This is a genomic window from Fictibacillus sp. FJAT-27399, assembly GCF_001510655.1.
Taxonomy (GTDB): Bacteria; Bacillota; Bacilli; order Bacillales; family Fictibacillaceae; genus Fictibacillus_C; species Fictibacillus_C marinisediminis.
On record NZ_LMVC01000003.1, the window covers coordinates 145,122 to 169,814 of the forward strand.

General features: G+C 46.8%; 26 protein-coding genes and 1 pseudogene. 18 read left to right on the top strand and 9 right to left on the bottom strand.

Annotation, left to right across the window (positions count from 1 at the left end):
* Positions 1-35 precede the first annotated feature (35 nt).
* The 3 genes from AR335_RS14910 to AR335_RS24995 form a co-directional block, all read right to left on the bottom strand.
* Positions 36-485, bottom strand: coding sequence for a hypothetical protein (locus AR335_RS14910; RefSeq protein WP_062237382.1), 450 nt, complete (start codon positions 483-485; stop codon positions 36-38).
* A 107-nt stretch (positions 486-592) separates the two neighbouring features.
* Complete coding sequence (locus tag AR335_RS14915) at positions 593-2,335, bottom strand: ABC transporter ATP-binding protein (protein WP_062237384.1); 1,743 nt, start codon at positions 2,333-2,335, stop codon at positions 593-595.
* A 109-nt stretch (positions 2,336-2,444) separates the two neighbouring features.
* A complete protein-coding gene (locus AR335_RS24995) occupies positions 2,445-2,777 on the bottom strand; it encodes a hypothetical protein (protein WP_062237386.1) in 333 nt (110 codons plus the stop codon).
* An 88-nt stretch (positions 2,778-2,865) separates the two neighbouring features.
* Here AR335_RS24995 and AR335_RS14925 point away from each other — a divergent pair, with 88 nt between their 5' ends.
* From AR335_RS14925 to AR335_RS14945, 5 genes are all read left to right on the top strand, one after another.
* The gene (locus tag AR335_RS14925) at positions 2,866-3,258 is read left to right on the top strand and encodes a hotdog fold thioesterase (protein ID WP_062237388.1); all 393 of its coding nucleotides are present in this window, start codon (positions 2,866-2,868) and stop codon (positions 3,256-3,258) included.
* Positions 3,259-3,459: 201 nt separating this feature from the next.
* Positions 3,460-4,416, top strand: a complete 957-nt coding sequence (locus AR335_RS14930) for a sugar kinase (protein WP_062237390.1) — start codon at positions 3,460-3,462, stop codon at positions 4,414-4,416.
* A gap of 21 nt (positions 4,417-4,437) precedes the next feature.
* Entirely contained in the window at positions 4,438-5,085 is a 648-nt protein-coding gene (locus AR335_RS14935; RefSeq protein ID WP_062237391.1) for a bifunctional 2-keto-4-hydroxyglutarate aldolase/2-keto-3-deoxy-6-phosphogluconate aldolase, read from the top strand.
* Between the two features lie 82 nt (positions 5,086-5,167).
* Positions 5,168-6,169 (top strand): LacI family DNA-binding transcriptional regulator, encoded by a 1,002-nt coding sequence (locus AR335_RS14940; protein ID WP_062237393.1) that lies wholly within the window; start codon positions 5,168-5,170, stop codon positions 6,167-6,169.
* Between the two features lie 22 nt (positions 6,170-6,191).
* Complete coding sequence (locus AR335_RS14945; protein ID WP_062237395.1) at positions 6,192-6,950, top strand: sugar phosphate isomerase/epimerase family protein; 759 nt, start codon at positions 6,192-6,194, stop codon at positions 6,948-6,950.
* Between the two features lie 6 nt (positions 6,951-6,956).
* Here AR335_RS14945 and AR335_RS24180 read toward each other — a convergent pair whose 3' ends face one another.
* Complete coding sequence (locus AR335_RS24180) at positions 6,957-7,109, bottom strand: hypothetical protein (RefSeq protein ID WP_156419014.1); 153 nt, start codon at positions 7,107-7,109, stop codon at positions 6,957-6,959.
* Positions 7,110-7,170: 61 nt separating this feature from the next.
* Here AR335_RS24180 and AR335_RS14950 point away from each other — a divergent pair, with 61 nt between their 5' ends.
* From AR335_RS14950 to AR335_RS15000, 12 genes and pseudogenes are all read left to right on the top strand, one after another.
* A complete protein-coding gene (locus AR335_RS14950) occupies positions 7,171-8,457 on the top strand; it encodes an MFS transporter (RefSeq protein WP_082683546.1) in 1,287 nt (428 codons plus the stop codon).
* On the top strand, positions 8,454-9,095 hold the full coding sequence (hxlA, locus tag AR335_RS14955; protein WP_062237399.1) for a 3-hexulose-6-phosphate synthase: 642 nt from the start codon (positions 8,454-8,456) through the stop codon (positions 9,093-9,095). Before AR335_RS14950 ends, hxlA begins: the two co-directional genes overlap by 4 nt.
* Positions 9,088-9,636 carry a 6-phospho-3-hexuloisomerase gene (gene hxlB / locus AR335_RS14960; RefSeq protein WP_062237401.1) on the top strand — a complete coding sequence of 183 codons (549 nt, stop codon included), beginning with the start codon at positions 9,088-9,090 and terminating at the stop codon, positions 9,634-9,636. Before hxlA ends, hxlB begins: the two co-directional genes overlap by 8 nt.
* A gap of 250 nt (positions 9,637-9,886) precedes the next feature.
* Complete coding sequence (locus AR335_RS25000; protein ID WP_231689193.1) at positions 9,887-9,979, top strand: putative holin-like toxin; 93 nt, start codon at positions 9,887-9,889, stop codon at positions 9,977-9,979.
* An 80-nt stretch (positions 9,980-10,059) separates the two neighbouring features.
* Positions 10,060-10,622 (top strand): annotated as a pseudogene (locus tag AR335_RS14965) (shikimate kinase).
* Positions 10,623-10,969: 347 nt separating this feature from the next.
* Positions 10,970-11,635, top strand: a complete 666-nt coding sequence (locus AR335_RS14970; RefSeq protein ID WP_234293311.1) for a M15 family metallopeptidase — start codon at positions 10,970-10,972, stop codon at positions 11,633-11,635.
* Between the two features lie 57 nt (positions 11,636-11,692).
* Positions 11,693-13,282 (top strand): ABC transporter substrate-binding protein, encoded by a 1,590-nt coding sequence (locus AR335_RS14975; RefSeq protein WP_062237405.1) that lies wholly within the window; start codon positions 11,693-11,695, stop codon positions 13,280-13,282.
* Positions 13,283-13,304: 22 nt separating this feature from the next.
* Positions 13,305-14,309: an ABC transporter permease gene (locus AR335_RS14980; RefSeq protein WP_062237407.1), complete on the top strand. Its 1,005-nt coding sequence runs from the start codon at positions 13,305-13,307 to the stop codon at positions 14,307-14,309.
* Positions 14,310-14,319: 10 nt separating this feature from the next.
* On the top strand, positions 14,320-15,201 hold the full coding sequence (locus AR335_RS14985; RefSeq protein WP_062237409.1) for an ABC transporter permease: 882 nt from the start codon (positions 14,320-14,322) through the stop codon (positions 15,199-15,201).
* 12 nt (positions 15,202-15,213) lie between these two features.
* A complete protein-coding gene (locus AR335_RS14990) occupies positions 15,214-16,179 on the top strand; it encodes an ABC transporter ATP-binding protein (RefSeq protein ID WP_062237411.1) in 966 nt (321 codons plus the stop codon).
* Positions 16,176-17,117, top strand: a complete 942-nt coding sequence (locus AR335_RS14995) for an oligopeptide/dipeptide ABC transporter ATP-binding protein (RefSeq protein WP_082683547.1) — start codon at positions 16,176-16,178, stop codon at positions 17,115-17,117. Before AR335_RS14990 ends, AR335_RS14995 begins: the two co-directional genes overlap by 4 nt.
* A gap of 12 nt (positions 17,118-17,129) precedes the next feature.
* Positions 17,130-17,663, top strand: a complete 534-nt coding sequence (locus AR335_RS15000; protein ID WP_062237413.1) for a helix-turn-helix domain-containing protein — start codon at positions 17,130-17,132, stop codon at positions 17,661-17,663.
* A 184-nt stretch (positions 17,664-17,847) separates the two neighbouring features.
* On the opposite strand, the gene AR335_RS15005 is transcribed toward AR335_RS15000, so the two are convergent.
* The 5 genes from AR335_RS15005 to AR335_RS15025 all read right to left on the bottom strand — a co-directional run bounded on the left by AR335_RS15005 (position 17,848) and on the right by AR335_RS15025 (position 24,227).
* The gene (locus AR335_RS15005) at positions 17,848-18,375 is read right to left on the bottom strand and encodes a DinB family protein (RefSeq protein ID WP_062237415.1); all 528 of its coding nucleotides are present in this window, start codon (positions 18,373-18,375) and stop codon (positions 17,848-17,850) included.
* Positions 18,376-18,494: 119 nt separating this feature from the next.
* Entirely contained in the window at positions 18,495-19,892 is a 1,398-nt protein-coding gene (locus tag AR335_RS15010) for an amino acid permease (RefSeq protein ID WP_082683548.1), read from the bottom strand.
* A 47-nt stretch (positions 19,893-19,939) separates the two neighbouring features.
* The gene (locus AR335_RS15015; RefSeq protein WP_062237417.1) at positions 19,940-21,316 is read right to left on the bottom strand and encodes an NAD-dependent succinate-semialdehyde dehydrogenase; all 1,377 of its coding nucleotides are present in this window, start codon (positions 21,314-21,316) and stop codon (positions 19,940-19,942) included.
* A gap of 19 nt (positions 21,317-21,335) precedes the next feature.
* The gene (locus tag AR335_RS15020) at positions 21,336-22,676 is read right to left on the bottom strand and encodes an aspartate aminotransferase family protein (protein ID WP_062237419.1); all 1,341 of its coding nucleotides are present in this window, start codon (positions 22,674-22,676) and stop codon (positions 21,336-21,338) included.
* Positions 22,677-22,829: 153 nt separating this feature from the next.
* Positions 22,830-24,227: a sigma-54 interaction domain-containing protein gene (locus tag AR335_RS15025; protein ID WP_062237421.1), complete on the bottom strand. Its 1,398-nt coding sequence runs from the start codon at positions 24,225-24,227 to the stop codon at positions 22,830-22,832.
* Positions 24,228-24,432: 205 nt separating this feature from the next.
* Here AR335_RS15025 and AR335_RS24185 point away from each other — a divergent pair, with 205 nt between their 5' ends.
* A complete protein-coding gene (locus AR335_RS24185) occupies positions 24,433-24,606 on the top strand; it encodes a hypothetical protein (protein WP_156419016.1) in 174 nt (57 codons plus the stop codon).
* Positions 24,607-24,693: the final 87 nt, after the last annotated feature.

Below are 24,693 nucleotides of genomic sequence, written 5' to 3' on the forward strand. Positions count from 1 at the left end.
GTCAATTTTCGACTTTCAGGACAGCCCTTTTTTATTTATTCAGTATTTTTATGGCAAGGTTTACTGTTTGGATTGGATAAGATGCGCTGTGCCTTCTCGATATTTGACACGTCCATATATAAGGTATTGTCTTCTCCGATATAAAAAGCATTAATGGTCACCCTGCACCACAGTAGATTATATACAGCGCTAAACTGGCCGGGTACGTCTGGTGTGAAAATAAACTGAATGACGGTTTTCTGCTTATAATATACACCAAGCTTTTTTAGTATCTTTTTCAAGGTGCGGAGATCATCGCTGTTTTCACCTTCAGCATTTCCACTGACCAGCCTCACCGTATTCAGGAATGTCCGGTTTCCTGCTGCACGTGTCTGTTCAAAAGCCGTAATGTTTCCGCCTTTGTCAGCGAGTGCACTTAACATACAAGCAATGGTTTCGTCACTGGCGGCAAAAAGGAACTGTTCCCTCAATCGATAATTAAACATTTTGTTGTCCCCCCTAGGATGCTATAGTATATGCCAGCATTCAGAACTTGTCCTAGGACAGATCAACTAAAGAAAATCGGCCCCGGAGATGGGAGCCGATTTTTCAATTATGCTTGTAATTCAAACTGCTTGGAATACAGGTGCGCATACGCGCCACCGCGGGCAAGCAACGCCTCGTGTGTGCCTTCTTCCTCAATGCCATCCTCTGTTAAGACGATAATCCGCTCTGCATTGCGAATGGTGGAAAGGCGGTGAGCGATGACAATCGTTGTGCGCCCTTTTGCCAAGTATTCAAGTGAGTCTTTAATGATGCTCTCACTCTCGTTATCCAGTGCACTCGTTGCCTCATCCAAAATGAGAACGGGCGGGTTCTTTAAGAATACCCGAGCGATGCTTAGCCGCTGCTTTTGGCCTCCGGAAAGCATGACACCCCGCTGTCCGATTTCGGAGTGGTAGCCGTTGGGCAGACTCATGATAAAGTCATGGGCATTGGCATGTTTGGCTGCCGCCATAATTTCCTCATCACTCGCTTCTGGACTGCCGTAGCGGATATTATCCATCACGGTTCCCGCAAAGAGATAGACATCCTGCTGAACGATACCGATCTGACTTCGTAACGACTTCAGGTCAAGTTCCCGGACACTCCATCCGTCGAGCAGCACATCGCCGTCCGTCACATCATAAAAGCGGGGGATGAGCGAGCATAATGTCGTTTTTCCCGCGCCGGAGGGACCGACCAATGCAACATATTCTCCCGGACGTACATGAAGCGACAGATTAACGAAGACAGGGTCCAGATGGCCTTCGTAACGGAAAGAAACGTGCTTGAACTCAATGTCGCCATGTACCTTTGTTAGTGTCAGGGCATCCGGCTTGCTTTCAATCGCCGGTTGTAAGTTCATGATTTCCATAAAGCGCTGGAAGCCGGTTATTCCTTCCTGTAACTGGGTACTCATATGGGTCAGCTTTTGAATCGGTTCGACCATATAACTGATATAGAGAAGAAACGTGATCAAATCCGCCAGATCCAGCGTGTGGTGGACGATACTGGCACTGCCGAAGACGATTACCGTGATCGTAATCAGCTGAATGAGCGTCTCAACGCCATCGTAATAGATGGCCTCAGCTTTGTACGTACTCTTTCGGCTTTCGAAAAACCGCTGATTTTCCTGGTTGAACTTCCTGACTTCTACATGTTCATTGGCAAACGATTTGACGACCCGGATTCCGGAAAGGCTATCCTCAACCTGTGCGTTCACGTCTGCGATCCGCTCTTTGTTTCTTTTAAATAACCGGTTAAGCTTTTTATTGAGAACCAAAGAAAAGATACCGATGACCGGCAAGAAACAGAAAACAGCGAGCGTTAATGGCGCATTGATCATAAACAAGATTACAAAGGCCCCAAGAAAGCGGACGAGATACTTCATGTAGTCTTCGGGTCCATGGTGATAAAGCTCGGAAAGCAGCAGCAGGTCATTCGTTATGCGGGACATGAGCTGGCCTGTCTTTTCCTTATCGTAAAAGCTGAACGAAAGCTTTTGCATATGCGCGAACAGCTCACTGCGCATATCACGTTCCATCCGGCCGCCGACTTCATGGCCCTTGTAGTCCACAAAGTAGTTTCCGATATTCTGAACGGCAGCTAAAAGGAGCATCAGCCCGCCGATCCAGTACACTTTACTCAGCGCAATGGACAAGTCTCCTTCGAGAACATCCTTCGTAATGTACCGAACGAGCAGCGGAAGAATCAGAGTCACAGCGGACGCGATAAAGGCACAAGCCAATACCGAAAGAAACAAACGTAAATACGGTCTGTAATAGGAGAGAAATTTTTTTATTGGAAAATGCATGATTTACCCCTTTGTGTTTTTAGCTAGGCACACATTAGGGGGCACGCCGTTTACATTTAAGAACGTGTTCCACCCTTATATGTTTGGAGTGTTTGAGTTCTCATGTTTTTCATTTGAATTCCTCCTTGTTCTTAGTTGCTTCTATTGTAAGCGATTTCTCAAAAAATTTAAATCGCAAATTATTCAGTTTTTTTAAATATAAATAAGGTAAGGGTTTACCACGGAAAAAATGAACTGAGATGGAACAGACGAAAATGAGAGATGCGGGGGGTGCGTTTTTATGAAAATGATGTGTTTCGTGAGTTAATGAGGCAAAATCGAGAGTAAAGTCTTCATTTTCGCGAGTAATGGCAGCAAAATCGCAAGTAATCAAAGCGTTTTCGCTAGTAATTTTGTCGAATCGCGAGTAACGCTCCAGCAACCCCTGAATAGCGGCTTTCATTCTCATGGGAGTGGCATTTTTGTTGTCTGCCGGCCCATATTCATATATTCTGAAAATATAGTCAATTTACATAAGGGGTGTATTTGGTATGGAGATGAAAAATTTGAAAGATACGATGCTGGGAGCACTGGGAATTGAAATTGTGGAACTGTCCGACGACCAAGCGGTAGCCACCATGCCGGTGCACTCAGCGACCCATCAGCCGTTTGGTTTGCTGCACGGCGGGGCGTCTGTCGCGCTGGCAGAAACGATCGCCAGTATCGGAACCTATCATTTTATCGATGAGGAAACGGAGATGGCAGTCGGAATGGAGATCAACGCCAACCATCTGCGAGGCAAGAGGGACGGGATTGTTACAGCTACAGCCACACCGTTGCATAAAGGCAGAACGTCCATGGTCTGGGATATCAAAATTACGGATGAGGAAGGGAAGCTTGTTTGTGTTTCCCGGTGTACGATGGCGATTATGAAGAAGAAATAGATATGATCAAAAAGAGGCTTCCTGGAAGTCTCTTTTTATTGATTTCAAGTTTAAAAAGTTGATAGAAAAATAATGATTGCATTTGTAAGGGTTTTCATTTAGAATTCTACTAAACCGGTTTACCAAACCGATTTAGTAATTTTTTAATACCCTTGCAGCAAGCTCTTCTTGCCGTAATTAGAAAAAGAAAGGGGTATGAATTTGTCATTGAACTATGGAATCCTAACTTTAGGTGACGCAATGATCACCTTAAATCCAGCAAGCACTGGACCATTACGATTTGTTTCGACCTTTGAAAGAAAAGTAGGAGGAGCAGAACTGAACTTTGCCATCGGCTGTGCCAGACTGGATCTTCGTTCAAAATGGATCAGCCGGCTCGGAAAGGATGAGTTTGGAAGAGTTATTTATAACTTTGCCAAAGGTGAAGGGGTGGATGTGGATGATGTTGCCTTTGTGGAAGGGTATCCCACTTCTTTAAATGTAAAGGAAATCCGTGAAGATGGTTCAGGAAAAACCTTTTACTACCGCCATCAATCACCTGTTTTAACCCTTGAACCTGATGATATAAAGGAGGAGATGTTTGAAGGCATTGATGTTGTTCACCTGACAGGTGTCTTTCTGGCGATTCACCGAAAAAATATGGATATTGTCCAAAAAGTGATCGCCATAGCGAAAGAAAAAGGCCTACTGATTTCTTTTGATCCGAACATACGGTTAAAGCTGTGGAGCATAGATGAAGCAAGAGCGGCGTATCAAACACTATTTCCAGCCATCGATATTTTGCTGACAGGCCGGGATGAGATCAAGAGCATTATCGGAAGTGATGAGGAAGAGGAATTAACATCATTTGCTGAACGTTATTCCATCAGCCAGCTTGTCATTAAGGACGGAGCCCAGGGTTCGGCACTTTATTCCCATCATCAATGGCTGCATCAGGAGGCATTCCCGGTAAATCCTGTCGATACAGTTGGGGCTGGGGACGGATTTGATGCCGGATATTTGTACGCTCTTCTTCATGGATTTGAACCGGAAAGACGACTGGAATTTGCCAATGCTGTGGGAGCTCTTGTCACCACGGTTTCCGGTGATAATGAAGGCTTGCCGCAATTGGAAGAAGTTTTTTCTTTTATCAACAAGGAAGCAGTGGTTGAACGCTAAATGACGAAAGGAGGAGAAAAGATGCTGCCAAAATACTCAGTTTTTCAGAAGCTGATGGAATCACAGGTCGTTGCAGTCATCCGCGGCAAAGATAGCCATGAAGCTGTACAAGTGTCTAAAGCGGCCATCGAGGGAGGAATTAGGGCTATTGAGCTTACCTATACGACCCCTCAAGTAGAAGAGGTATTTAAGGAACTAAGACAGTTGAATGTTCTCTTGGGGGCAGGCTCTGTCATGGATTCAGAAACAGCTCGCCATGCCATTCTCTCGGGAGCTCAGTTTATTGTCAGTTCCCATTTCGTGAAAGAAATTGCAGCACTCTGTAACCGGTACAGTGTTCCATATCTGCCGGGCTGCATGAACATTGGAGATATGGCAAAAGCGCTTGAAGCTGGGTGTGACGTGCTAAAGCTGTTTCCGGCAAATGCTTTTGATCCTTCTTTTATCCGCTCGGTTAATGGTCCTCTGCCGAATGTGCGCATCATGCCTACCGGTGGAATATCGCTGAACAACATGAATGAATGGCTCAATGCAGGAGCAGTTGCTGTCGGTGTTGGCAGCAATCTGACAAAAGCCTATCAGAAGGGCGGCTATGAAGAAGCTGTGTCGCTAAGCAGAGAGTATATCCAAACATTAAATCAATTCTCGGAGGTGGCGGCGGATAGGTGAGACCCATCAAAATCCCCGATTGTAAAGCACTTTCAGGTGTCTTATAATGTTTGAATTGAATGGATAAGACAGGGATGATGACATGAAAAACATTACGATAGCTGATGTAGCCAAACATGCGGGAGTATCAAAAAGCACCGTATCTCAATTCTTAAATAACAGATTTGATTATATGAGTGAAAAAACAAAAAGAAAAATTGAAGCAACCATTGAAGAATTAAACTATCAGCCTAATATTGTAGCGCGAAGTTTAAAGCAAAAAGCAACGTTCACTGTCGGAGTAGTAGTTGCCAATATTCTTCACACCTTTTCCACGCAAATTATAAGGGCAATGGAAGATGCGTTTCACGAACAAGGCTATCAGATTATTGTGTGCAATGCAGACGACGAGCCGGAAAAAGAAAAGAAGTATATTGAGATGCTTCTGGCCAAGCAAGTGGATGGAATCATGATTTTCCCGACAGGAAGCAATCTTGATCTGTATGAACGTATGAAACAAATGCAATTTCCGGTTGTGTTTGTTGACAGGACGATTAGGGATATGAATATTGCCACGGTTATGCTTGATAACCATATGGCAGCAAAACTGGCTGTTGATCAATTTGTGAAAAATGGCCGGAAGCGAATCGCGCTGGTTACCACATCGATTATTCGCAACATCAGTCCGCGAGTTGAACGGCTTGAGGGGTATAGAAATGCTTTGAATGCCCACGGCTTTCCGGTAAAAGAAGAGTATGTGAAGAGTGCAGCTGCCGATCAGCTGCCGGCGGTACTTGAGGAAATGTTTAACCTTCCTGCACCCCCGGACGCGATATTGGCCGGAAATGATATTGTCCTCAATGAAGTGCTGAGATTTATGAAGGAGCGGAACTTAAGCATCCCAGACGACGCGGCAGTGATTGGCATTGATGAAGTGCCGTTCGCAAGCTTTTTTACGCCTCCTATTACAACAGTAGCGCAGCCAGCGGTTGAAATGGCTGAAAAAGCCGTTGACCTGCTGCTGAGCCAGATCAAAAACAAAGACGAGCGGGATTTAGGGGTCTTTCGCTATAAGCCAAGTCTTATCGAAAGAGATTCAGACTGATCCCTCGGGTAAGGGGGAGTATATGCAGAATATCTTTATTACGTTAAATTCCTTTCTGGCAGAAGAAGTCTTAAAGAAGGGACAGGAGCACTTCCTTCCGCTTATTGCTCAAGCAGGTGCCCACGGTGCGGAGATCAGGAGAGAACTTTTTACTGGCGATTCGTTCTCCTTGCAAGAACTTCGCACCCAATTGGAGGAGTATCATTTAACCTCCGTTTATTCGGCACCTGTTGAATTATTTAATGAGTCAGGATCGTTAAATAAAGAGGCGGTTGCATTGACTATTATGGAAGCGATTACAATTGGTGCCTCCATTGTGAAATTCTCACTCGGCCATTACAACATGCAAACATCAAGCGTCATGGAGTTAAAAGTATGGCTTGCTTCATTAAAAATAGAGAATCTCGATTTGCAAATTACGATTGAAAATGATCAGACGGAAAATGGCGGTTCCATTAAAAAAATCCATCATTTCCTTAAGGAATCAAAGACACAGCAGGTTCCTGTAAAAATGACATTTGATATTGGGAATTGGGCGTTTACAGGGGAAGATGTTTTGTCTGCCGCAAAAGTACTATCTGAATATGTAGTCTATCTGCATTTTAAATACGTAGACCAACGGAATGATAGACTTGTAACCTTGCCATTGCCCAAGGATGATTCTTCCCAATGGAAGAACCTCATTCAGTATTTTTCAACTGATATTCCGAGAGCCATTGAGTTTCCTTTAACGGATGGTGATGAAGCGTTAAATTATACTTCTCTTCTTGCCCATGCATGACCATACTTACTTTGTAAGAAACCTCATTGACAAGTTGATTGGAGTGTAAGGTGCGAGACTCCTGCGGGAGCAGCGGGACAGGTGAGACCCACAGGCGCCTGCGCCGAGGAGGCTCACCGCCCGCCCCGCGGAAAGCGAGCAGCCTGAAACGGAGATCAACCACTACTAAGAGCAACAAAGGTTACGAAAACAGCTTAAAACTGAAGGAGTGTGTACTGTGATGAAGAGTATCGATCCATTAGCAAGCAGAAAGCGCTGGATGATCTTAATTCCAATCGCTTTTATTACCTATAGCTTAGCGTATCTTGATCGTGCGAACTATGGTTTTGGTGTTGCAGGTGGAATGGGTGAAGATTTGAATATTACAACCTCTGTTTCATCCCTCCTGGCTTCCTTATTCTTTTTAGGTTATTTCTTTTTTCAGATTCCCGGAGCGATCTATGCTGAAAAGAAAAGTGCAAAGAAGCTCGTCTTCTGGTCATTGATTCTTTGGGGAGGTCTTGCAACAGCTACCGGTTTTGCAACCCATGTCACCTGGCTTTATCCTATCCGTTTCTTTCTGGGGGTTGTTGAAAGCGCTGTTATGCCGGCGATGCTCGTCTTTTTAAGCGGCTGGTTCTTAAAGGCTGAGCGTTCTCGTGCCAACACATTTCTAATTTTAGGAAACCCGGTTACGGTTTTATGGATGTCTATTTTATCCGGTTATTTGTTAAAAGCGTTCGATTGGCGTACAATGTTTATTTTTGAAGGGGCTCCTGCCATTCTATGGGCGTTTATCTGGTGGAAACTTGTGAATGACCGTCCTAAGGAAGCGAAATGGCTGACGGCTGAGCAGAAAAAGAACTTGGAAACTGAGCTTCAAAAAGAACAAACAGGGATGAAACCTGTGAAAAATTACCGTGAAGCCTTTAAAACAAAGAAAGTCATATATCTTTCTCTGCAATATTTCTTCTGGAGCATTGGTGTTTATGGTTTTGTGATGTGGCTTCCTTCCATTATTTCAAAAGCGTCCAAAATGGACATCGTGGCCACAGGCTGGCTTTCAGCTGCCCCTTATGTTCTTGCGGTAATTGGAATGCTGCTCGTTTCCTATTACTCTGATAAAACCCTCAATCGTAAAAGCTTTGTATGGGTTTCACTGCTGATCGGTGCCCTCGCATTTTATGGTTCCTATGCAGTAGGCACGTCAAACTTCTGGGTATCGTTTGGTCTCTTAGTGATCGCTGGCGGGGCAATGTATGCACCATATGGGCCGTTCTTTGCCATCATTCCAGAGATTCTGCCGCGAAACGTTGCGGGAGGAGCCATGGCCTTGATCAATAGCATGGGTGCTTTAGGATCATTTGTAGGCAGTTATTTTGTAGGCTACCTGAACGGAGCGACGGGCGGACCAAGCGCATCCTATATCTTTATGGCAGGTTCCCTTGTGCTATCTGTCATCTTTACGTTGCTTGTGAAAATCAACAATGAGCATAGCGTTCAAAAAATGGAGGCTCAGTCCCTGTGAATATTCAACTTGCTCTGGATCGGTTATCGATTGAAGAAGCTTTGTCCATAGCTGAAAAAGTGGAGCCGTATATCGACTGGATTGAGGTAGGCACTTCGTTGATTAAAGAATTCGGTATGGAAAGTGTACGGAGTTTAAAGGAAGCTTTTCCTCATAAAACGATCGTGGCAGACAGTAAGACATTTGATAATGCCGTTTATGAATTTGAGCTTTGTTTTGCAGCAGGTGCCGATGTGGCAACGGTGCTCGGAACAGCCCCTCTTGTCTCTATTGAAGCCTGTATGGAGACCGCTAAAAAGCATGGCAAACAGGTCATGATTGATCTGCTTAACACATCAGAGGAACAAGTAAAGATGTGCAGTCAATTGGAGGATGCTATCCTTTGTACACATGTAAGTAAAGATCAGCAGGAAAGCGGAGAAGATCAAGGCCGTTTGCATGTCCCGTCTTTTTCTGGCCAGCAAGTAAATACAGCGGTCGCCGGCGGGATTTCGATTGATTCCTTTTCTGACACAGCAAAATATGATCCTCACGTTGTCATTATCGGGTCTGGCATCACAAAGGCTGAGGATCCAGCGCTTGCTGCTAAAACCTTTTATGAGATGGCAAAACAGCATAAGGAGAATGCTCATGAATGATTTGAACAGCATATTGCTTGAGATACAAGGTGTGTTGAACCAGGTTGAGCCCAATCTCGTAGAGTCTGTTTCGGAGCAGATAGGATTGGGGGAACGTATTTTTGTAACAGGTGAGGGAAGATCAGGATTTATGGCGAAATCTTTCGCTATGAGATTAATGCATTTAGGCGCATCCGTTTTCGTGGTGGGGGAGACGATTACTCCGGCTTTGGAATCAGGTGATGTGGTTGTAGCAGTGTCCGGATCAGGAACAACCAAAAGTGTAGTGAATACGGCTGAAAAGGCAAGAGAGCTTGGATGCCCGGTCATTGCCATTACAACAAAAACGGATTCTGAATTAGCTGGGCATGCAACCCTTGTGGCGTACCTTCCTGCAGCTACAAAGTACAGAGGAGAGAACGAAGCAGCAAGCATTCAGCCTTTGGGTTCTCTTTTCGATCAATGTGTACACGTTTTTTGCGACGCGGTTTGCTTGAGCTATGGGGCAAGGCAAACAGAAGATAATGAATCGGCTTTTATGAGGCATAGTAATTTGGAATAGTGCTGATTAAAACTAAATCGATTTAGTGAGTGTTTTGAACCTCGAAGTCTTGGTGACTTCGGGGTTCTTTTTTGTAAGGAGGGATTATTGCTTGTGTGGAAAAGTCTGAATTTTCAGATCGGATCTATTAATTGCCAGTTAGGCTCAATTCCATCCTCAAACCGCTCCAGATTCAGCTGAAATTTTCCAAAAAAAACTGTATAGGACAAATTTGGTGCCGGGGAGACTGAAAATAAAGGAGGCGATGTTAATGAACACATTCGAAGTCATCTCGTTAATGCTTAGTTTTGGAATGTTTGTTATCGCTGTTCTCGATTTTCATAACCATGATAAGAAGTCCTAGTAAGGAACGGTCCGTTACAACAGGAGATAAGCCTTTCTTTATGGAATAATAGGATGAAACCATACAGCGCAGGAGGAACTATGAAATTCGTATTACTATTTGGACCTCAGGCGGTCGGGAAAATGACCGTTGGACACGAGTTAACTAAACTAACAGATTTAAAGCTGTTTCACAATCATATGACGATTGAATTGGTTCATCACTTTTTCGATTACGGGTCAAAAGCTGGGAGCCGGCTCGTCCATTCCTTCCGTGAGCAAATTTTTGAAGAAGTGGCCAAAAGTGACCTTTACGGGTTGATTTTCACCTATGTTTGGGCGTTTAATGAACAGAGTGACTGGGACTATGTAGAGAAGGTTTGCAGGATATTCGAGTCCAGGGGCGCAGAGGTTTATTTTGTCGAGCTGGAGGCCGATGTGGACGAACGGCTGGAACGGAACAAGAGCGAGTTTCGTTTGGAGCAGAAGCCGACGAAACGCAATCTGGAGTGGTCGGAAAATGACCTTGTAACCTCTATGGATAAATACAGGCTTAATTCCCTTGAAGGTGTGAGATTAAGAGAGAGAACTATTTGAGGATCAATAATACACATTTGAGTGCTGGTGAAACAGCGAGGATGATTAAAGAGAAGTTTCAGCTGTAAAAGTGAAGTATTTTAGTAATATTGCCTCAAAGTCGCATGAAATGGAGCAAAACTAGTTACGAAACCCACCCGGCTAAGACCGAGTGGGTTGTTTTTGTGGTGTGGGAATGAGAATACAAGCCGAAACGCGAGATTTACTGTCCGAAATGAGGGAAATACTGTCCAAAATCAAAATTTACTGTCCAAAAACAGATATTTACTGTCCAAACTGGGATTATGGTAAACTGCCAATCTAAACCTTACTCACAAATATTCCAATTGATTATTGCAATAATTTGTCATTAAATATATCATTATCTTTAATATATTGTTAGAAAATTCAATTTATTGAAAAGAGGTGTAACTATTTGTCAGACGAAACCAATCCGGATTTAACTGGCCCATTAACCGATCAGAAGGACCCCTTACTCTCCCTATCCAACATCTCGCCGAACATTGAAGTGTATCCTTACTATTACCACATGAATCTGCCTGGATCAGAAAATGACTGTTTTTTGCGAAAAGGAACAGTCGGAAAACTCATCAAAGCAGCCAATTACTTACCTCAAAACTTAAAACTGGTCGTCCTCGACGGCTGGCGATCCTATGAAACTCAGCTGTCCATCTATCAAGCTATTAAAGCAGACCTTGAAGAACAAAACCTTACCCAAGAAAAAATCCAGGAAGAAATCTCAAAATATGTGGCGGTGCCGACTCGTGATCTTACGAAGCCTTCGCCGCACCTTACGGGTGGAGCGGTTGATTTGACGATTGCGGACGAGAACGGCTGGGTCGACATGGGGACGGACTTTGATGATTTTACTGAAAAGGCAGAGCTTGAGTGGTATGAAAAAAAGGATAAGCTGACTCAGCAGGAAGAAACCATTCGGGATAACCGCAGACTGCTGCGGAAGGTGATGGAGGAAGCTGGCTTTGTGTCGAATTCAGTAGAGTGGTGGCACTATGATTATGGGAATCGGAGGTGGGCCAGCGCAACAGGCAACAGCATTCTCTATTTTGGTATTTCGAAATAGGCTCCTAGAATCGGCATAACTTTTTCACAAAACTATTAAGGGTTATGGAGGAGAACGATGAAAAAGAAACTTAGTTTGTTACTCATTGCTGTAATGATTCTTGCTTTGCTATCGGCCTGTGTGAAGAATTCAAACGCAACACCATCCAACGGCGAAGGTTCGAAGGATTCAAAAGCCGCAAGCGGAAAGGATGTCCTGACGATTGCGACGACTGCTGACCAAGGTACCATTGATCCCGCAGTAACAATGGATAATTCCGCATGGAAACTTACATATCCGGCATATGAACGCCTTGTGGAATATGACGGAGCAAGCACGAAAGTAAAACCTGGACTCGCTAAAGAATGGAAAGTAAGCAAGGATGGCAAGACGTGGACGTTCACCCTGAACGAAGGCCATAAGTTTGCCGACGGAACCCCAGTGGACGCACAAGCGGTCCAAAAAAGCTTTGAACGCCTCAAGAAAATTGCAAAGGGCCCCTCAGAAGTATACAGCCTCGTTTCCGAAATTAAGGCTGAAAATCCTGCAACCATCACGTTTAAACTCAAAGAAAATTTTCCTCCCTTTTTATCAACACTGGCAGCGAACTACGGAAGCATTGTAAACCCAAAAGTCATGGAGCATGAACAGAACGGTGACTCAGGGCAAAACTATCTTGCGACAACAACGATGGGAAGCGGCCCCTATAAACTCGCAAAATGGAAGAAAGGCGAGTATGTGAGACTGGATCAGAACAAGTATGCCGCTAAAAAACCAGCGTTTAAGAAGGTTTATTTTAAAATTGTTGCCGATCCATCTGCACAGCGTCTACAGCTGGAAAAAGGCGAGATTGATGTCGCGGAAGGCATTCCTGTAGATCAGGTCAACAGCGTGAAGAAGATGAAAAACGCCAAGCTGCTTCAGGAACCAAGTCTGCTCGTGGAATATGTGTACGTCAACTCCAGCAAAGGCAATAAAGCCCTTCAGAACAAGAAAGTACGTCAGGCTTTGAACTATGCTATCGACTACAATAAATTGATCGACGCGGTACAGCAAGGGTACGGAACACAGATGCGCGGACCGATTCCTAAAGGTTTATGGGGCCATGACGACCAAGCACAGCAGTACAAGTATGACAAAGCAAAAGCAAAATCGCTTTTGAAAGAAGCAGGCGTATCCAATTTGAGCCTGGACCTTCTGTATTCGGACAACAAAACCTGGTGGGAAACGGAGGCGTTAACCATTCAGTCGAACCTGAAGGACATTGGTGTAAAAGTGAACCTGAAAAAAGTAGCATACGCGACTTCAAGGGAAATGATCGACAAAGGCGATTTTGATCTGGCGCTTGGAATGTGGAGCCCGGACTTCGGTGATCCGTACGCGTTCATGAACTACTGGTTTGATTCCAAGAACTTCGGACTTGCCGGTAACCGTGCGTTTTACAAAAGTGATGCCGTCGATCAGAAGCTGAGGAAAGCGGCCACGTTAAACGATGAAAAGAAGCGTGAGGCCCTGTATCAGGAGGCTCAGAACATGGTCATTGATGATGCACCTTATATTCTTCTGTATCAGAAGGACTTCCTGCTTCCGATGAACAAAAACGTAAAAGGTTTCGTGTACAATCCGATGCTCGAGAGCATGTATAACCTTGCAGATATGTCCAAATAACAGACAAGTGGAGTGTTGAAACATGAAGAAGATGATTCTAAACCGAATGGGCCTCCTTCTCTTCGTCGTGTTTGGCGTCACTTTGGTCTCCTTTCTGCTGTCACACGTCATTCCGGGTGATCCTGCCCGGATGATGGTCGGGCAGCGGGCCAATCAGGAAACCCTGCAGCAGGTACGCCAGCAGCTCGGGTTGGACCAGCCCCTTTGGATTCAATATGAAACGTACATGAAAGGAATAGTTAGTGGTGATCTCGGAACGTCTATCCGTACGCAAAAGCCGGTCCTGGATGATCTGGAAGCCTTTTTTCCTGCCACGATGGAACTGGCGGTGCTTGCTTTTATCTTTGCCTTAGGCATCGGCATTCCTCTCGGCGTGCTGGCGGCAGTGAAAAAGAACAGCATCTGGGATCATGCCAGCCGGATCTTTTCCATCAGCGGAGTTTCCACGCCTGTATTTTGGAGCGGGCTTGTTATTATCTTAATTTTTTACGGCTATTTGGGATGGTTTCCAGCCAACGGACGTTTGGACATCAACATCCATCCGCCGACTCACATCACAGGCTTTTATATTTTGGACAGTCTGCTGAGCGGAGATATGGTCGCACTGAAAAGCAGTCTTCATCATATTCTGCTGCCGGCCATCGTGCTGTCTTACGCGCAATTAGCGGTCATTACGCGGCAGGTGCGGGCAAGCATGCTTGAAATTATGGAGCAGGAATACATTCGTACAGCGATTGCCAATGGCATTCATGGGCCTTTCTTGTTCTTCCGTTACGCACTAAGAAATGCGTTGATTCCCACTATTACCGTCGTCGGCATTTCCTTTGGCTCACTCTTAGGGGGAGCCGTGGTGACTGAAACGATTTTTGGCTGGCCGGGTATGGGAAAATACGTGGTCGACTCGATTGCTTATCTTGATTTTCCGGCCATGATGGGCTTTACCCTGCTGATCGCGGTCGGTTACGTCATCATCAATCTCATTGTGGATCTGACGTATTACGTTTTGGATCCGCAAATTAAAGGATAGGAGGGAGGACATGGAGACACCTCTGCACAGGGAAACCAATCAGCCCCAGCAATTTAAGGCGGTTCACCCTTTCTGGTACAAGCTGAAACAAAACCAGTTGACGTGGGTGGGCATAGGCATTCTGGCATTCATCGTCCTCTGTTCGCTGCTCGCGCCGGTCTTGACTTCCTATGACCCAACGCAAATTGATATCTCCCAAAAGTTTCAGGCACCGTCGCTTCATCACTGGTTTGGTACGGATGAAGTAGGAAGGGATATTCTAACGAGGATCTTGTACGGAGCAAGGATCTCGCTTGGTGTCGGGATTACCGTTATCATCATTGCGAGTATCATCGGAATTCTAATAGGAACGGTTTCAGGTTATTTTGGCGGCGTGCTGGACTTGATCATCATGCGGATCATGGATATGGTGATGGCCTTTCCGACGCTGATCCTGGCGATGGCTCTTGCTGCTGCTCTTGGACCGAGCCTGCAAAACGCGATGCTCGCCATAGCGATCGTGAAGATACCAGTCTATGTCCGGCTTGCTCGGGGGGAGTCGCTCGTTATTAAGGAAAAATTGTTCGTGAAATCTGCAGAATCATTCGGGATTGACCCATGGCGGATCATTGTGAAACACATCGTTCCAAACTCCGTGTCACCGGTCATCATTCAAGCGACTCTTGATGTCGGCGATGCCATCCTCATGATTGCTACGCTCGGTTTTCTCGGTTTGGGAGCTCAGCCGCCCACACCGGAATGGGGCGCGATGATCAGCATTGGCTGGAAATACTTATTGGATTATTGGTGGTACCCGGCGTTTCCTGGATTGTTCCTCTTCCTGTCTGCAGGTTCGTTAAATTTAATCGGTGACGGGATCCGTGACATTCTGGATCCCAAGGCCGGACGTTAGGAGGGGTGCATCATGGTATTGGAGATGAAAGATTTATGTGTGGATTTTACAGGCATGAGAGGTAAGGTTCAGGCCCTCCGCAATGTCAGCCTTTCGATTGATAAAGGAGAAATTTTAGGAGTTGTGGGGGAGTCGGGTTCCGGTAAATCGGTGACCGCTCTATCCATTTTAGGGCTGCTCGGCTCCAACGCTCACATCTCAAACGGCGAGATCTCCTATCTGGGGCAGAACCTTATGAGGCTTGGAAAAAAAGAGATGCAGAGCCTTCGGGGCAAGAAGATCGGCATGGTGTTTCAGGAGCCAATGACCGCCCTGCATCCAACGATGAAAGTTGGGAATCAGCTCGCAGAAGTGATGAAGCGCCATCGCGGCGTCTCGAAAAAAGAAGCGTACCGGCTGGCCGTTCAAGCCTTGCGTGATGTGCATATCCATGATCCTGAGTTTGTGGCTAAAAAGTATCCGTTTGAATTGAGCGGAGGCATGCGCCAGCGGATTGTGATTGCACTTGCGATGTCTGCACCACCCGATCTGCTGATCGCCGATGAGCCAACAACTGCCCTTGATGTTACCATTCAGCAGGAAATTTTACAGTTGATCAAAGAGCTGAATGCCAAAAGAGGGACGTCCGTCCTATTGATCACGCATGATTTAGGTGTTGTGTCCAGGGTATGTGACCGGGTCATGGTCATGTACGCCGGAGAGGTGGTGGAGGAAGGGAAGACAGAAGAGGTCTTGAACGCGCCTTCTCATCCATATACGGAAGCACTGCTGCACGCCCTTCCTGATCTGACGGATCCCGGCCAGCCGTTAAAGGCGATTCCAGGTGAAGTTCCAGATCTTCAGAACCGGCCGGCCGGCTGTGCCTTTGCTTCAAGGTGCAGCAAAGCTATCGACATTTGCGGTGTTTCTGCGCCTGCTCTTGAACCGGTCTCAGATAACCGTTCAGCAGCCTGCTGGTTGAGGGGGACAAGCCATTGAGCACACTCATTCAATTTGAAAAAGTGGAGAAGTCGTTTTCTAAAGGGAAGCATGTGATTCAGGCGGTCAGTGACGCTAATCTTCGTGTTGAGAAAGGAAGTGTTCTCGGACTTGTCGGTGAATCAGGCTCCGGGAAGAGCACGCTCGGAAAGATGCTGATCGGCCTGGAAGTGCCATCAAATGGAATAATTCATTACCAAGGGAATCCTTTATGGAAAAAGAACAAATTTAAGCGTCCCCGACCGGGCGAAATCCAAACCGTGTTTCAGGATCCGCAGTCTTCACTCGATCCGCGGATGCGGGTGAAGGATATTATTCTCGAGCCGCTGCTGGCACTGGACAGCAAGCAGCGAAAAGAAAAAGGAGAGCGCTTGCGCCTTATTTCTCTGATGAAACGTGTTGGATTAAAAGCGGAGCACCTTGACCGCTATCCGCATGAATTCAGCGGCGGGCAGCGGCAGCGGATTGCGATTGCCCGTGCACTCATCACTGATCCTTCGTTTATCGTGCTGGATGAACCAACCTCTGCACTGGATGTCTCGGTTCAGGCCCAGGTGCTGAACTTGCTGAAGGAGCTGAAGAGAGAACGTCATTTAACGTATCTGTTCATTTCCCACAACATGTCTGTGATTCGATACATGTGTGATCAGATAGCGGTCATGTACAAAGGCAGAATTGTGGAGCTGGGCCTTTCAGCTGAGCTCTTTGAACGGCCGCGCCATCCGTATACAAAAATATTGCTTTCGTCTTTGCCGAGTATTTTTGAGTCAAAGGATGCGGAAAAGTTAAGTTTTGCACAGCCTGCTGAAGTGAAAGCGGGGAATGAGGCGTGTGTGTTTTATGATCGCTGTCCTTTCCGGATGGAGGTTTGCCTGAAGGCTCCCCCGTTTGAAAATAAGACAGAGGAGCATGGCTTTGCCTGTCATCTCCAAGAATAAGGAGGAGTAGCTTTGATTCAGGGAGAGCGGCTTCGAGAACTGCGGAAGCAGCGCAACTTCACACTGCAGGAATTTGCATTGCAAACCGGATTAAGCCCCAGCCTGCTGTCTCAGATTGAGCGAGGACTGGTCGATCCCACGGTCAGCACGTTTTGGAAAATCTGCAGCAGTCTGAGTGTTCCTCTGCATTACTTTTTTGAAGGTGTGGAAGAAGATGAGCTCGTCGTACGGAAACAGCAGCGCCGGTTGATCCAGCTTTCTGATGAAAAGGTAAAGTACCATGAGCTGACGCCAAACCGCGGTGGGAAACTCGATTTTCTGATGGTCGAGATCGAGCCGGGGGAAATGAGTGAAGCAGAGCTTGTTTCTCACCAGGGTGAAGAGTGCGGGATTGTGCTGAAGGGTGAACTGAAGGTTATTTTGGGAGAAAAAGAGATTCATCTTCATGAAGGAGACAGCATACATTTCTCTAGCACGACGCCTCATCGGTATATTAATTCTGGAGAGGGTGTGTCGGTGTCGATTTGGGCGATGACGTCGATGTAAGTAAATTAGGAAACCCACCCGGCATAAGCCGTGTGGGTTGTATTGTGATGTGTGAGGGAAAATACTGTCCGAAATACAGGATTTACTGTCCAGAATGAGAGAAATACTGTCCAAAGTGAAGGAATACTGTCCAAACTCAGACATTTACTGTCCAAACTGCAATTATGGTAAACTACCAGCTGTTTTACTTCTTCAATATCCCCAAATATTCAACCCACGGCCCAACATCTGTCCTGTACCTTTCCGCCATCACACGCACGATTTGAGCGGTGTGCGTCATATCATGAACGACCCACGTAGAAATGAGTTCCCGCGCCTTTACCGGTCCAAATGCAGGGTGGGTTCCTTTCTTTTCAAGAAGCGCTCCGTCATCATCCATCAGCGTTTTTAGTTTATTGATATTTTCTGTTCTAAGAGATTTGAATTCAGCCAGCTTTTGTTTAATCGGCGTCTCAGGTTCATTATTTATATGAGCATAGCGATCAAACGGGGGAAAGGGTTTACTTTCACCGTCCCTAAGAATCATCTCCAGCCTTGGGATCCAGTTGCTTTTCTCTCCCTCAATGAGATGATCGATTACTTCATCTGCATTCCACGTTCCTTCGCCTTCATTGCATTGCAGCCAGCCAGGGGATAAATCGGACAAAAAATACGCTAATGATTGCGGGGTGCGTTCCAGAATTTCTATCGCTTCTGTCATACTAAAATTCATCATGCCACTCCTTTCTGTAAATGAAATTCAACTAAACGATCAGAAAATCCTCCAGCCATAAAACCGCAAAAACCCCACCCTCCAGCCAGCAAACCAGCAAAAGGGCGGGGCTTCCTTATTTAATCAATCATCGGGCTCGCCGTTTTTTCTTCATAACGGCTTCTCTCGGCTTCATTTCTCTTTTTCAATAAGAAATAGGAAGCGATGACCGCTGCTGTTACGAGCAAGGTAAGGAGCAGCTGTGAGCGCATGGAACTGATAAATGCCATCGACACGAGAATGACGACGATGCTTGCGATCACGAAGTACGATAAGCCCGGGAAGAGCCACATTTTCAATTCAAGGGCTTCGCCTTTAGCTTCTGCTCGACGCCGGATCACGATGTGCGAGATGGCAATCGCCAGGTATACGATCAAGGCGATGGCACCGGATGCGTTGACAAGGAACTGAAACAGCTTGTCCGGTGATACAAAGTTAAAGATGGCGGCGATAAAGGCAACGATGGTTCCTGCCCAAACCGCCCGGACCGGAACGCCTTGCTTGCTCAGCTTAAGGAATCCTTTGGGTGCATCTCCACGCTGAGCGAGAGAATAAATCATGCGTGAGTTCGTATAGAGTGCTGAGTTCAAACAGGAAAGCACAGACGTCAGGACAACAATGTTCATGATCAGGCCTGCACCTGGAATGTTGACCATCTTCAGCATCGTTACATATGGGCTTTCCAGCGCAGTTGTTGAGTTCCACGGCAGCAAGGTAACGAGAATGGCGACGGAACCGATGTAGAAAATGAGAATACGCCAGACAATACTTTTGATGGCGATCCGGATCGTCTTTTTCGGATCTTCTGATTCGCCTGCCGCAATGGCCGCAATCTCAGCTCCAAAGTAGGCGAAGATGACGGTTGCTACTCCAAGGAAAATAGAGCTTAATCCGTTCGGAGCAAAACCGCCTCTTCCGACCAGGTTGGCTGTGTCCGGAGATTTAATGCCCGGGAACAGATGGAAGATGATCGCCAATCCGATTCCCATAAAGAGCGTGATGGCGACAATTTTGATTAATGCGAACCAATATTCGAACTCTCCGAATGATTTAACGGAGAAGATGTTGGTCATGGTGAGCAAGACGGTTAAGATGAGGCTCCATGTCCAGATCGGAATGGAAGGAATCCATCCGTGAACAATCGCTCCGCCGGCTACAGCCTCGATGGCGATGACGATGACCCAGAAGAACCAGTAGAGCCAGCCGATGGTGTATCCTGCCCATGGCCCGATGGCTTCACGGGCGTAGGTGGCAAATGAGCCGCTGTCCGGATTGCGGGCGGCCATCTCGCCAAGCATCCGCATAAGGAACACGACGAGTATGCCGGCAAATGCATACGACATGACGGCGGCCGGTCCGGTAGAGTTGATGACGGAGCCTGCGCCGACAAACAGCCCTGCTCCGATAATGCCTCCCAAGGAGATCATGGTGATGTGCCTTGTTTTCAGTTGTTTCTGCAGTCCTTCTTTATTCTTCAATCGTTTTCGCCTCCCTAACTTTTATAGTGAAAGTATGGTTCAAAATGCTATAAGCCGATGGAAACGTATTTCACTTCCAAATACTCCTCGATTCCAAAATGGCCGCCTTCCCGGCCCAATCCGCTTTGCTTCGTTCCGCCAAATGGTGCCTGAGCGACGGATGGCAAGGCATCGTTCAATCCGACGATGCCATACTCGAGCTCTTCGGAAAGGGTGAGTGCCTGGCTTAGGTTTTCTGTATAAACATAAGCTGCAAGGCCATAAGGTGTGTTGTTGGCCCGCTCGATGACTTCCTCTGCCGTTTTGAACGTGGCGATTGGTGCCAGTGGTCCAAACGTTTCTTCGTTCATGCAGAGCATGTCGTCGGTTGCGCTTGTGATGACGGTCGGCTCCATGAACAGGGAGCCCTCATGAGATGATCCGCCGCAAGCAAGCGTTCCGCCTTTCTCCAGAGCGTCATGCACATGCTGCTGTACTTTTTCAACAGCGTTTAGATCAATTAACGGCCCGATGTCCGTTCCGTCTTCCAAGCCGTTTCCTACTTTTAGCGCTGAAACAGCTTTTACAAAAGCGGTGCTGAACTCCTCAGCGATCGAATCCTGAACATACACGCGGTTTGTACATACGCACGTTTGGCCGGCGTTTCGGTACTTGGAAGCGAGCAATCCCTGTACTGCTTTTTCAATATTGGCATCCTCCATCACGATAAAGGGAGCGTGTCCGCCGAGTTCCAGGGAAATCTTTTTTACGGTATCGGCAGCTTTCCGCATGAGCAGCTTGCCGACTTCAGTAGAACCTGTAAACGAGATCTTTCGCACGCGTGTGTCTTCCATCCAGGCGTCCGAGATCTCAGCTGCTTCTCCGGTTACGACCTGCAGCACGCCTTTTGGTATGCCGGCTTCCACAGCAAGTTCAGCCAGCCGGATGGCCGTTAAAGGTGTTTGTTCCGCTGGCTTGACGACCGCCGTACATCCTGCAGCAAGAGCAGGAGCCACTTTTCTCGTAATCATGGCGGCCGGGAAGTTCCATGGCGTAATCGCGGCGATCACACCGACGGGCTGCTTCTGCACGAGGATTCGCTTGTCTGGATGGGAAGCGGGAATGGTTTGCCCATACACCCGTCTTCCTTCCTCCGCATACCAGGAAATGAAGCTGTTGGCGTAGGTGATCTCGCCGATCGCTTCTTTTAACGGTTTTCCTTGTTCACTTGTCATGAGTTCGGCCAATTCCAGCTTGGATTCTTCAATGAGCTGGTGCCATTTCATAAGCAGGGCAGCGCGGTCTTCAGCGGTTCGTTTCGACCAGCCTTTAAACGCAATATAAGCGGCATCCGCTGACGCACGGGCTTCTTCTCGTCCTCCGTTCGGTACGGTATCGACTACGGCGTTTGTTGCCGGGTTGGTTACTTCGATCAGTGATAGCATGAAATCCCTCCTGTCGTTTCTAGTTAAATGTTGAAACGGCTTTGCTTTCTACCGCTTCGATCGCTTCGTTTAAAATCTGGATGAGTTCGCTGATTTCCTGTTTATTGATGATCAGCGGCGGTGCGAATACGAGCGTATCCTGGTTATCGAACGTAACAGAACGCATGATGAGCCCGCGTTTCGCCGCTTCTGCCAATACTTTTGGAGCGAGTGGCTCCGGGAATCGTTCGTTGGTATCTTTGTTCTTCACGAGTTCAACCGCTCCTATGAGGCCGAGTGCTCTGACGTCACCGACAATCGAGCGTTCTGACTGGATCTGTTTAAAGCCTTTCAGTAATTCTTCACCCATCACACGGGCATTATCGATTAAGTTCTCTCTTTCAAGGATCTCCAGATTCTTCAATGCAACGGCACAGGCCATCGGATGTCCGCTGTACGTGTAGCCGTGAAGAAGCGTTCCTTCTGACAGCTCGATAAAATCGTTGTGCATCGTTTCTGAGATCATGACACCGCCGAGCTGGGCATAGCCGCTTGTGATCCCTTTTGCGAAGCACATCATGTCAGGCGCAACATCATAATGGTCGATTCCGAAATACGTACCGGTACGGCCGAATGCAGTAATCACTTCGTCCGTGATAAAAAGGATGCCAAACTCGTCACAGATGCTTCTGATTTCTTTAAAATAACCATCCGGTGCGATATGAACGCCGCCAGCTCCTTGAACCGGTTCCGCGATATAAGCAGCAACCGTTTCAGGGCCCTCTTCCTGAATCTTGTCTCTGAGTGCTTGCGGTGAAAAATGATCCACATAATAAAAGTCCGGAGCCAAGGAGTTCGTGAAATCACGGAACGGCTTGAGGCCAGTCGCGCTTGTCGCTCCCATCGCTACCCCGTGGTAGGACTGCGATCTGGAGATGATTTTCTTGCGCTCCGGCTGGCCTTTTAAGATCCAATAGTGGCGTGCGAGCTTATAGGCCGTGTCGTTGGATTCAGATCCGCCTGATGTAAAGAAGGTCGCGGTCAGATTGCCTGGTGCGATCTCAGCCAGTTTTGCGGCCAGTTTGATTGCCGGCTCGTTGCTGAAGGTCGCAAAGCAAGAGCTGTAGCCGAGTGTTTTCATCTGCTCGTAAGCGACTTGAGCGATTTCCTCGCGCCCATGCCCGATGTTCACGTTCCAAAGAGAGGAGAGGCCGTCGATGGCGCTTCTTCCTTTTAGATCATAAAGGCGGATGCCTTCGCCCTTCGTTAAAATAAAATCAGGCCCGGTTGCCTGCTGCTGCTTGATTGCTGTTGTTGGATGCAAAAAATACTTTTTATCAAGTTCTGCCAATTGTCCATAGGATTTTTGAGTTTCCATCATAACCACCCTTTGCCAGTATGTTTGCACTTTTCAGATTTATAAGCGCTTTCAAAAGATAGTTGCAAGTTCCGTGCCAAACAGTGATTTAAGGTTTTGAACAAGTGTTTAATTCACTTGTGAATTAAACATTACGTATCTTGATTCGTTTCAGAATCAATGATTCGTTTTTGAATCGATATTGTATTTTTTAAGACGGCGAACGACAGTCGGCTGGCTCAGCCCCAGATAGTCTGCCATTTCATAGGTAGATTTGCAGTCTCGGCAGGCACGAAGCAGCCAGTTTCTTTCCACATGTTCCAACGCCTCCTGCAGGGAAGAGCTCTGTGCATCGTATTCTGGAACGCCATCTTCCTCCACTTTTTGCGTAAACGGCAGATGGTCAGGCAGGATCGTCTTGTTTTCGAGCGTGACGACGAGCCGTTCCATTAAGTTCTCCAGCTCTCTCACATTGCCCGGCCAATCATACTGCCAGAAGGCTTTAAGCGCAGATGGGTGCATCGTTTTATCGGTATCATACTTTTCGTTGAATTTGTCCAAGAAGGTTTCAGTCAGCTGATGGATGTCTTCTTTTCGTTCCCGAAGCGGGGGAATGGAGATCGGCACCACATTTAGCCGATAAAAAAGGTCATCCCGGAAGGTGCCTGCCTTCACCATCGCTTGGAGATCACGGTTTGTTGCCGCGACAAGTCGGAAGTTCACGGTCCGGCTCTTTGTGCTTCCCATTCTGGTTACCTTCTTTTCCTGCAGCACTTTGAGAAGTTTGACCTGAATGGAAAGCGGCAGTTCTCCGACTTCATCTAAAAAGAGTGTTCCTTGATCGGCGAGTTCGATGAGCCCCATTTTTCCTTTGCTGGCCGCCCCGGTAAAGGCGCCTGCTTCATATCCAAACATCTCGGATTCAAAGAGGCTCTCAGGAATCGCCCCGCAGTTCACCTCGATCATCGGCTTGTCTTTCCGGTCACTTCCGTTATGAAGCGCTTTAGCGAATACCGTTTTACCGACACCGGATTCTCCTTGAAGCACGACAGTGGCGTCACTTTTTGCGACCTTATGGACAAGTCCCCACACGGTTTGCATCGCTTTGCTGTTGATGACCACACCGGATGGCACAATTTCACGGCCGCGAAGCTGTTCGATTTCGTTTTCATAACGCATCATCTTCAGCCGGAGTTTCTCGTATTCGCTTTTCAGTTCTTCAATTTCCGTCATATCATGTGAAAAACTGATGATCCTCTTAATCTCGTTTTCTTCATTAAAGATGGGTACACCGCGGGTCATGATGATCTTACCGGTGCCCGTTTTCTGCATGAAGGTGACCGGCTTTTTCTGCTGGATTACCCTTAGTGTCACGGACGGATTAAAGATTTTCTTCTGCTCGAGCTCTCTGACGGACGTTCCGACAAGCTCCTCGGACGAGATGCCGTACATCTCCTCGCTGTTTTTGACCGTACGCAAAATAAATCCCTCGCTGTCGGTAACGATGATATTCTCGCCAGATTCGTTGATGATTCCTTCGATTTCAAGCTCAAGCAGTTCTCTTTGATCTGTCATACCCACATCTCCCTAACTATCGCAACATAATTCTGATAATTAGGATAACATAGATCGGAAGAAATGAGCGAAGTGGCTTTAATTACCAGGCTTTTACACCTGTAATTTCATAAAAGTAACGATTTATGTGACTTGGCTCACAGCTTCCTTTGAGTACATGATTTAAACTTAGAAGCAGGATAAAAATAGAGATGGAGTGATAATTATGGAAATGACTAAAAATGAAAAAGCAGAAAGGCTGCAGCACGTGCTTGATGAAGCATTGCTACCTTTAAAACAGAGATTGGACGTAATGGAAAAAGAGATGATTTCTGTTCGTGAAAATCAAGAGGAGCTTATAAGATTATTGAGCAAAAGGGGCTGTCCAAGAAGTCTGTAAGCTGTTGATTTCCGTTCCCGGCTGCTCGCTTTCCGCGGGGCGTGCGGTGAGCCTTACCGGCGTGAACGCCTACTTTTTGGTGCAAGC

Coding starts and splice junctions, on each gene's coding strand:
- AR335_RS14945 (WP_062237395.1), top strand. CDS start 6,192: ATGCAGAATATCTTTATTACGTTAAATTCCTTTCTGGCAGAAGAAGTC.
- AR335_RS14925 (WP_062237388.1), top strand. CDS start 2,866: ATGGAGATGAAAAATTTGAAAGATACGATGCTGGGAGCACTGGGAATT.
- AR335_RS24995 (WP_062237386.1), bottom strand. CDS start 2,777: ATGAAAGCCGCTATTCAGGGGTTGCTGGAGCGTTACTCGCGATTCGAC.
- AR335_RS14985 (WP_062237409.1), top strand. CDS start 14,320: ATGGAGACACCTCTGCACAGGGAAACCAATCAGCCCCAGCAATTTAAG.
- AR335_RS14980 (WP_062237407.1), top strand. CDS start 13,305: ATGAAGAAGATGATTCTAAACCGAATGGGCCTCCTTCTCTTCGTCGTG.
- AR335_RS15015 (WP_062237417.1), bottom strand. CDS start 21,316: ATGCTATCACTGATCGAAGTAACCAACCCGGCAACAAACGCCGTAGTC.
- AR335_RS14975 (WP_062237405.1), top strand. CDS start 11,693: ATGAAAAAGAAACTTAGTTTGTTACTCATTGCTGTAATGATTCTTGCT.
- AR335_RS14940 (WP_062237393.1), top strand. CDS start 5,168: ATGAAAAACATTACGATAGCTGATGTAGCCAAACATGCGGGAGTATCA.
- AR335_RS14950 (WP_082683546.1), top strand. CDS start 7,171: ATGAAGAGTATCGATCCATTAGCAAGCAGAAAGCGCTGGATGATCTTA.
- AR335_RS14990 (WP_062237411.1), top strand. CDS start 15,214: ATGGTATTGGAGATGAAAGATTTATGTGTGGATTTTACAGGCATGAGA.
- AR335_RS25000 (WP_231689193.1), top strand. CDS start 9,887: ATGAACACATTCGAAGTCATCTCGTTAATGCTTAGTTTTGGAATGTTT.
- AR335_RS15005 (WP_062237415.1), bottom strand. CDS start 18,375: ATGAATTTTAGTATGACAGAAGCGATAGAAATTCTGGAACGCACCCCG.
- AR335_RS14910 (WP_062237382.1), bottom strand. CDS start 485: ATGTTTAATTATCGATTGAGGGAACAGTTCCTTTTTGCCGCCAGTGAC.
- AR335_RS14935 (WP_062237391.1), top strand. CDS start 4,438: ATGCTGCCAAAATACTCAGTTTTTCAGAAGCTGATGGAATCACAGGTC.
- AR335_RS14915 (WP_062237384.1), bottom strand. CDS start 2,335: ATGCATTTTCCAATAAAAAAATTTCTCTCCTATTACAGACCGTATTTA.
- AR335_RS15025 (WP_062237421.1), bottom strand. CDS start 24,227: ATGACAGATCAAAGAGAACTGCTTGAGCTTGAAATCGAAGGAATCATC.
- AR335_RS15020 (WP_062237419.1), bottom strand. CDS start 22,676: ATGATGGAAACTCAAAAATCCTATGGACAATTGGCAGAACTTGATAAA.
- AR335_RS24185 (WP_156419016.1), top strand. CDS start 24,433: ATGGAAATGACTAAAAATGAAAAAGCAGAAAGGCTGCAGCACGTGCTT.
- hxlB (WP_062237401.1), top strand. CDS start 9,088: ATGAATGATTTGAACAGCATATTGCTTGAGATACAAGGTGTGTTGAAC.